Below are 8313 nucleotides of genomic sequence, written 5' to 3' on the forward strand. Positions count from 1 at the left end.
ACTTCGTACCCTGCCTGACGCAGAGCGATACCTGCGGTTAAACCGCCAATTCCCGCACCGATGATGACAACCTTGAGGTTATACATTGTAACTTTGCCCCTGCGTAACTTGCCCCTATGTAACTTGCCTCTACGTAACTCGTCCCTAATTTAACTTGTTCCTACTCAGCGACCAAAACAATTCAAAATTTTGACTTTTGAATTTTAACTTTTGAATTTTGAATTTTGCTCATGCTTCTAACTCTGCAAGTTTGTCAGCATTAGTCTCGTCCTGCTCGGTAGCTCCTTCTTTGCGATCGTAAGGTAACAACCAATTTAATAAGATATTTGAATCACGCCATTATTCTGGCTGAATGTCGTGTTGGGAAATGTATTGAATAATGCCGCAATCAGAGAATTTACACCATCTCCTAAAGTTTCCCCTTCGATGTGCCGCACCAATAGGGGAGTAATAATACCTACAAAGATTGCTAAGACATGCTGCATGGCTGCTAGCACCGCTTCCACAAATGGATGCTTATCGTTCAGTCCGTAGATTAGCTTGTTAACAGGGGTTACGGCGTTGCGCTCCTCCGTTTGCGGAGTCGATTCAACACTTATTTTTGTCATCAATATTCCTCAAATTCAGTGCTTATTTGTGAGGTTTATAAAACTATTTTCGTTATTGTCATGCACGAGCGATCGCCTCTTTATTTCCAACCGATCGCCTGCTGGAGTTTAGTCGCTCTTTGCTACTAAATTGTCATTAAATCTCAGAGAGTTGAGATTTTTTTGCATCATTTAATACAATTTACGATCGTTTGTCTCTCCTCTCTTGACTCATCAACTTGAAATTATTTAGCGATCGAAAATACAAATTATCTCCAACTTCAATATTCTGTATTTTTGGCTACAAAATATCGATTTAAAAAATGTTCGTTGTCGATTGGTCGCTGTCTAAATTTTGTTAGATTACTTCTAGAATTGTCACGCAGCAAGGAAATTGCACGCATCAAGTATTGCAGCCTAAACCTAAACTCGATAGACATGGTATACAGTATACTAAATTTTTTAACAACACAAGCCTGCGGCGGAGCTGAAATATTAAGTGGTGCGATCGAAGCGCGATTGCGTCATTACTGTGGGATACAACCCCAGAACTACCGATAAGACTTGCTTCCATGCTGGGAGACCCAAACTCGTTTTCTCTGTACCAGACTGGAGAGAAAACCATCCCTCTAAGCCAGTCGTCAATGACTTGAATTTATAAATTTGGAAAATCTCTCGTCCCGACTCCATCAAGCGATCGCGATCGCTTGATTGCAGCCACCGATTTAACCGATTCGGTGTATCGAAGTGCATGATGGAATACCATTTGACGACTCCATCGCGACATTCCAGAGGCGGACAGAGATCTGTGCGAGTAAACCCCTCGTAATGTGCGGCAGCACTCACTAAGCGATCGTGCCAATTGAGAAAAACAGCTTCTTTCCCCTGTGGCACAATGTATTCGATCGCCACGCTGGAATAAAAAATTTCCTCATCATCTGAGTTGAGCATTAGCTAATTGGAAGAGTATAAAATCGTGCCATATTTCAAACTAGCATTTTCGAGCGAAATTCTTTTCCAGAAAGGTTTTTAGCTAGCTGAATACAGCTTTTATCTCTGCTCAAAGAGAGAGCTGACAGAGCAAAAATGTTTCTAAAAACAGGTATGTAACAAGAGTTCAGCATGTTATATAATAAAAATGTATCTTAAGGCACGGAAAAAGATTCGGACATACGCTTACAGACCGCACAACTGTAACTTGGGTAATTGTCAAGCGTTGTGGTGACAGGTTTAGAAGTGCCTCCTGCAATGACTTCAATTGAGGAGGACGATTGTGAAAACTCTCAGTCAAACAAGCAACTCTCAGTGGGAAAACTACCAACAATTAGAACTCATTCCCAACCACGTTCCCAATCCATATGGTAAAGTCTCTGCATTCAGATTTGGATTGGACTTTGCTTGGCGAGGACTAATTTCCTTACTTGTCGATGAATTAGTCGATCGCGAACAACAAGTAGAGTATATTGAACGGTGCTGGGCTAACAAGGAATTCGAGCAACAAGAAAATTCCACCAGTTCGCTGCAAAAACTTTGGCTGCTGATGAATTAAAATTTCCCAGCGTCTGCCAAATGAGATTTTTTGAGTTAGCAATTCTGGAATAACAATCGCGTCTAGATCGAAAGTTCGTACTACGATCTAGACTTTTTTGTAGTTGGAATTACAATTTTTTCACTCAAGTTACACTAGCGTATACAGTATGCTTGCAATCTGATAAGGTCTTGAAAGCTATAAGTAGGGATGTGTATTAGGCATTGGATCGAGTCTAATTCTAGAGTGCGATCGCCACTCTAAAACTGTTTTTTCAATTTTAATTTTGGTTGTAGCAAGACAGAGTACTATCTGTTATTGCTAGATTTGTGTGTGTGTGAGGAGTTATGAATTCAGCTTGTGTTTGTCAGGTCAAAGCGACAGCTAAAATAACATTGTGGTTGAGTTTATTAATAGCAAGTCTTTCAATCGGCGTGCTACCAGTAGAGGCAAATGAGAATAATTTAAAATTATCTCAGACGGATACAGAGACAATGGCACAAGTCACATCTGTCTCTCAGCTTTCAGACATACAGCCTACAGATTGGGCATTTCAAGCATTACAATCTCTAGTAGAAAGATATGGTTGCATTGCTGGCTATCCCGATGGAACTTATCGTGGTAATCGCGCTTTAACTAGATATGAATTTGCAGCAGGGTTAAATGCTTGTTTAGACAGAGTCAACGAACTCATTGCTACAGCCAGCGCCGATGTAGACAAACAGGACTTAGACACCTTGCAAGCTCTGCAAGCAGACTTTGCAGCTGAAATTGCTACTATGCGCCGTCGTGTCGATGCTTTGGAAACACAAACAGCAGAATTAGAAGCAAATCAATTTTCCACGACGACAAAACTAACTGCTAATATTTTCCTCAACGTGACTGGAGCTTTTGCCGACGGAGACATAACGGCAGAGGGAACCAGTGTTTTTGTCCCGGCGCGGGGAGCTGATGGTAGACCTGTACGCCGGACGATGACTGACGACCCTAATGTTACCTTCAGCGATTACCTTTTCCTCAATTTCAACACTTCATTTACAGGTAAGGACAGCCTGGTCACCCAACTCGTAGCCGGGAATGGGAATTCTCCTGCAAATACATTTGCTTCCGCTGGTTTATTTAATACCTTTGGCGTACCTTACACAGATCAAAAAGGTGTCACGGGAGCGGATAATAATGTCGTCGTGCGCGAATTATTTTATAGTTTTCCTGTTGGGGAAAGTCTACAATTTACAGTTGGTCCTCGCGTTAACTGGTTTCGTCATTTTGACAATAACCGCTTCACTTTTTATTTAAACGGAGCAAGTAGCTATAACTCGATTGGTAGTACTCTACTCAATTCCGTCGATAGAGGTTCGGGAGCAGTCGTAGCCTGGGAAATTAACAACCAATTCAAGTTAACTGCTGGTTATTTAGGTGAGAATACAGAATTTCTTTCTGGTTCTGCGTTCAATACTTCTAGTAATCCTAGCCAAGGTTTATTTAAACCAACTAACACAATTACAGCAGAATTAGCCTTTGCTCCTAGCAAAAATCTTAACCTGAGATTTCTCTACAACCGTTCTAATATTCAAGCAGTGAACGGACGGGTAGGTGGCGCAATTGGCGAACCGATTTATGGTTTTGTCGATGATGGGTTTGGCGGTTCAATTGAAGATGCCACAGCTGACACTTTGAACTTTAACTTTGACTGGTTAGTAACTCAAGGCATTGGTTTATTTGGACGTTATACCTATGCCAGCACTGATATTAAACCCACAACCGCCGGACGACCGGATGGAGAAGTTGACGTACAGGCAATTCAAGCAGGATTAGCATTTCCCGATTTAGGTAAAGAAGGAGCGCTGTTAACATTTTCATATCTCAGACCATTTGCCGTGTTGGACGGTCGAAACTTTTTAGTTTCTGGTGGTGGTGATGGCGGCGTACAATATGAGTTTGAGGCAACTTACTATTATCCAATTACAGATAACATTGCTCTAGTTCCCGCATTTTATTTGATTGCCAATCCGAATAATTTCAGCGACAATCCTAATATTTATGTAGGGAATTTACGCGCTCAATTTAAGTTTTAAAAAATCAAACATTGGTAGGGGCGCATAGCTGTGCGCCCCTACTGTGATACGATCGCATCTAAACGAAATTTAGCGATTTGAAAAATTTCTGCTAATGCTTGGTTTCTTTCTATGTCACTAGAATTTTGCAACCGTTGTTCAAAAGCCGCAAGAATGCTATCTTTTGTGTGGTTTTTAACGGCAATAATAAACGGAAAATCGAACTTATTTTTATAGGCTTGATTGAGAGATAAAAAGCGATCGTATTCTTCAGGTGTAAGACGATCTAATCCTACACCAGCCTGTTCTTGTACCGATGCCATTGCCATTTTTGCTTTACTACCTAAGTCAGGATGCGCCTGAATGAGTTCTATTTGTGCGTCTTGACTGGCAGTTCGGATGACATCTACCATTTTTTGATGTAACTGAGCTATATCTTGAAAAGGTCGCTCGTACCAAGCATGATAAGCGATCGCAGGTGTATCTTCAAACACTACTCCCAAGGTTTTTACAAACTCATCTTGGCTCATTTGGTTCAGTTCTGTTAGAGATATCATCATCAAGTTACCTAGACAAGAATTGTCACGCAAAGACAAGCCAGCGCCGTGCGGGGGTTCCCCCCGTTGTAGCGACTGCCGTGCGACTGGCGTAGCAAAGACGCAAAAGTGTTCTTTGCGCCTTTGCGTCTTTGCGCGATCCAAATTAAGCTTAACTACCTCGATAAGTACTATAAGACCAAGGAGAGACGAGTAAAGGAACGTGATAGTGAGAATTAGGATCGGCGATTCCGAATTGTAACGGTACGCGATCGAGAAAAGCTGGCTGAGGTAGGTTATCTATATGTTTGGTGAAATAATCGCCGACCGAAAAGATGAGTTCATAAATACCTGTTTTGAGTTCTTCATCAGCTAACAATGGTGTGTCTGTACGACCATCTTTATTAGTATGAATGGTTTTTAAAAGTTGTCTTTCTCCATCCAACTCAATCGACCACAATTCAATTGTCATTTGTTTAGCGGGACAACCTTGAGCTGTGTCTAAGACATGAGTGGTAAGTTTGCCTGCCATAGTTATAAATGTAAATATAAATGGCGATCGCGCTGATGTGCCGTTCAAATTTTAACAGAAATTCAGTGCAATATCTGCGATAGGAATTTTTTAGTTCTCTCTTCTTTTGGATTATTGAAAAATATTGATTTCCAGAGGTTTTCAATAACGCTCCTACAATCCCAATAATCAATCCAAAGGCGATCGCAATTAACGATAAACTAATGGTGACAAATGCTTCCGCAGCAAACAAACCTATGTTATTCCAAATAACTGAAAAGTCAAAGGTATAGCTCATAGTAGCAAGTCAAAAGTCAAAAGTTAAAAGTCAAAGATCGCACAGCTACGTGCAGCAGCTTAACAATAAAGATGCCAACTTTTGAGTCAATTCCATAATTCAGAATACTGTATACATACACAACGTTTCATTCTGTGTAGGTGGATACAAGCTGATAGCGAAAGAAACATGAACCTAGATGAAGGCAAATAAATCAGAAGCACGAGCAGTAATTTCATGCATTCTCGCTAAAATGTCAAATTTCTCTGACTATCTCATGGTTTTTTTGACTGAATTAAATAAAATTTAGTTACAATAGATACAGAAAATAAATCGTTCATCTCTCTTAAAACACTCTCCACCAGAAGCTGAGAGAGACGGAAGTAAGGAGATATCCAGAAGGAACGCACGCGAAGTTATTACCTGATTCCTTCAGGAGGCGAGATTGTGATGAATTATCGACAAAAAATTCAAAAACTAGAACAAATTTACAACTACAAACCAGAATCGCAACACAATCAACCAACTCGCACATCGTGGTTGAAAAAGATGTGGCGATCGCTCATTACAGCTTTGAGTCACAACGCAGAAATGCGAGTGTGGAAAACTGAAGATAAAACAGGTCGTTCGTTGTGGAAGCTTTACGACCCGATAACAGGCGAAACGTTTGACTTTAACTCAGAAAATGAAGTCAGAACTTGGATTGAAGAATCATACAATCGTCCGCCAGTGGGAGAAAGATGCTTCCGACCCTTTTGCAGCTAGTTAGGATTGATGGGAACGCATGGCTATGCGTTCCCACTACCCTACTGTGGTAAGGTGGTTGAAGTGCAAACAAATAATTGACTGGAACGCAGCAAACAGTCTAATCCTTCGGATAAACTCGGTGGCGCATCGCGCAGCTGACGATGCATCCGTAATATGACCTCTTCAGGGACTTGGCGATCGCGCCGTCGATTTCGCGCTAGGCACAACCATACAGGAGTATCGACCCACAGTCCTACAATCTGCTTGAACCCCGCAGCACGAGCGTAAACGATGACTTCTCGCCGATGTCTGCGTTGGGCATTAGTCGCATCGTAAATTGCCGTACTGACTTCGCCGCGAGAAATTTGAATTGTAGCCCTTTGAAATTGCCGTTGCACCTCGCGCCAAACTAGCAACCATTCCCCCTGAATCACCTCATTACCAAATAGGCGTTCTCGAATTTTGTCAGTTGAGATGAGTTGTAGCTTTGGGTCTGCTGCTACCAGTTGTCCTACTAAAGTAGATTTTCCACTCCCTGGTAAACCAACAAGCAGAATTAGGGAGTAGGTAGGGGCGCACATCTGTGTACCCGTACAAGGGAGTAGGGAGTAAGAGATTATTTTCAATTCTTCCACTCACCACTCACCAGGCATCACTCACCACTAAATAACTGTCCCATCGGAAATCACGGCATTTTTCAGCACGACTACAATGCCACTGCGGATATAGAAGCCTTCGCTTTCTCGATCTGCTTCTTCGATCCGGTCTTTGTTGATGATGCGGACATCACAGCCGATCCGGGCATTTTTGTCAATGATTGCCCGCCGGATAATGGTGTTAGCACCAATTCCCAGGGGAACGTTCTCGATTTCGCCATCTGCACAGACTGTCTGTCTTTCTTCTATATGGGGGTCGTAGAGATCTGCCCCCATGAGTAGCGCATCTTCTACAATCGAGCCTGCTTGGATGATCGATCGCACACCCAAGACTGAATGATGTACGCGACAGTTTTTCAAAATACAACCGTCGCCAACGATTGATTCTGTTACCTGACAATCCATCATTTTAGTAGGAGGCAAGTAACGAGCGCGAGTGTAAATTGGTGCTTCTTCCTCGTAGAAGCTAAAAGCTGGATAGGGTTGCTTTGTCAACGACAAGTTAGCATCGTAGAATGCCTCAATCGTTCCGATGTCTTCCCAGTAATCGTTAAACAAGTAGGCTTGAATGTTGTACTCTTTCGCACAAGCTGGTAGAATTTCCTTCCCGAAATCAGTTTGTTCTGGAGCTTCTTTCAGCAACTTGATTAAGACATCGCGCTTGAAAACATAAATCCCCATTGAAGCGATGTATGGTTTTTGCTTCGCCTCTTCTGGATCTAGCCCCAATACTGTAGTATCGACCTGCATGTTCAGCAGTGCATCACCTTTGGGTTTTTCGCTAAAGTCGATCACCCGTCCCGCACTGTCAATTTTCATCAAGCCAAAGTCAGAAGCGCGACGTTGTTCGATCGGGATTACTGAGAGAGTCACATCAGCACCAGTTTCGCGGTGACGCTCGACAAATTGGCGATAGTCCATGCGGTAGAGGTGATCTCCCGACAAGATCAAATATTCGTCCACATTCCACTCTTCCATCAACCAAAGATACTGACGCACTGCATCTGCCGTACCCTGGAACCAGTTAGTGCTGTACTGCGTTTGTTGAGCCGCTAGGACTTCTACAAAGCCTTCAGTAAAACCAGAAAAGGTGTATGCACGGGCGATGTGGCGATTGAGTGAAGCCGAGTTGAATTGTGTTAAAACGTATATCTTGTAGATCTCTGAGTTAATACAATTACTGACAGGAATATCGATTAAGCGGTACTTCCCTGCTAATGGTACGGCTGGCTTAGCTCGTAGCTTAGTCAGCGGATAAAGACGAGTTCCAGCACCGCCACCGAGAATAATTCCTAGTACTTTTTTCACAAATTCCTCCCGACTGCCTTTCGTTCCCAAAATTAGTGTAGAGGACTAGGTGTAAAAGTTGTTAAGAATCTAGAGGCAGAAATTTGTCAGCACTACAAATGAAGAATTC

General features: G+C 42.4%; 9 protein-coding genes, 1 pseudogene and 1 riboswitch. Of the genes and pseudogenes, 3 read left to right on the plus strand and 7 right to left on the minus strand.

Annotated elements, in window-relative coordinates; translation table 11 throughout:
* From ACRC32_RS28780 to ACRC32_RS28790, 3 genes and pseudogenes are all read right to left on the minus strand, one after another.
* Positions 1-86, minus strand: an 86-nt coding sequence (locus tag ACRC32_RS28780; protein ID WP_438557190.1) for an NAD(P)-binding protein, incomplete at its 3' end; no start/stop codon positions are given.
* Positions 87-320: 234 nt separating this feature from the next.
* A pseudogene (locus tag ACRC32_RS28785) lies at positions 321-422 on the minus strand (solute carrier family 23 protein); the annotation flags it as partial.
* 660 nt (positions 423-1082) lie between these two features.
* A complete protein-coding gene (locus ACRC32_RS28790; RefSeq protein ID WP_438557184.1) occupies positions 1083-1538 on the minus strand; it encodes a hypothetical protein in 456 nt (151 codons plus the stop codon).
* Between the two features lie 322 nt (positions 1539-1860).
* On the opposite strand from ACRC32_RS28790, the gene ACRC32_RS28795 reads away from it, so the two are divergent.
* Entirely contained in the window at positions 1861-2136 is a 276-nt protein-coding gene (locus ACRC32_RS28795) for a hypothetical protein (protein ID WP_438557185.1), read from the plus strand.
* Positions 2137-2462: 326 nt separating this feature from the next.
* Positions 2463-4190 carry an iron uptake porin gene (locus tag ACRC32_RS28800; RefSeq protein ID WP_438557186.1) on the plus strand — a complete coding sequence of 576 codons (1728 nt, stop codon included), beginning with the start codon at positions 2463-2465 and terminating at the stop codon, positions 4188-4190.
* Between the two features lie 38 nt (positions 4191-4228).
* Here ACRC32_RS28800 and uraD read toward each other — a convergent pair whose 3' ends face one another.
* Positions 4229-4729: a 2-oxo-4-hydroxy-4-carboxy-5-ureidoimidazoline decarboxylase gene (gene uraD, locus ACRC32_RS28805; protein WP_438557191.1), complete on the minus strand. Its 501-nt coding sequence runs from the start codon at positions 4727-4729 to the stop codon at positions 4229-4231.
* 148 nt (positions 4730-4877) lie between these two features.
* Entirely contained in the window at positions 4878-5237 is a 360-nt protein-coding gene (gene uraH / locus ACRC32_RS28810) for a hydroxyisourate hydrolase (protein ID WP_438557187.1), read from the minus strand.
* Positions 5238-5825: 588 nt separating this feature from the next.
* Positions 5826-5904: riboswitch (Glutamine riboswitch) on the plus strand.
* Between the two features lie 39 nt (positions 5905-5943).
* On the opposite strand from uraH, the gene ACRC32_RS28815 reads away from it, so the two are divergent.
* On the plus strand, positions 5944-6258 hold the full coding sequence (locus ACRC32_RS28815) for a hypothetical protein (protein ID WP_438557188.1): 315 nt from the start codon (positions 5944-5946) through the stop codon (positions 6256-6258).
* Positions 6259-6299: 41 nt separating this feature from the next.
* Here ACRC32_RS28815 and ACRC32_RS28820 read toward each other — a convergent pair whose 3' ends face one another.
* Entirely contained in the window at positions 6300-6821 is a 522-nt protein-coding gene (locus ACRC32_RS28820) for an AAA family ATPase (RefSeq protein WP_438557192.1), read from the minus strand.
* Between the two features lie 81 nt (positions 6822-6902).
* Complete coding sequence (locus tag ACRC32_RS28825; protein ID WP_438557189.1) at positions 6903-8204, minus strand: glucose-1-phosphate adenylyltransferase; 1302 nt, start codon at positions 8202-8204, stop codon at positions 6903-6905.
* Positions 8205-8313: the final 109 nt, after the last annotated feature.

Source organism: Chroococcidiopsis sp. (assembly GCF_051657925.1).
Classification (GTDB): domain Bacteria; phylum Cyanobacteriota; class Cyanobacteriia; order Cyanobacteriales; family Chroococcidiopsidaceae; genus Chroococcidiopsis.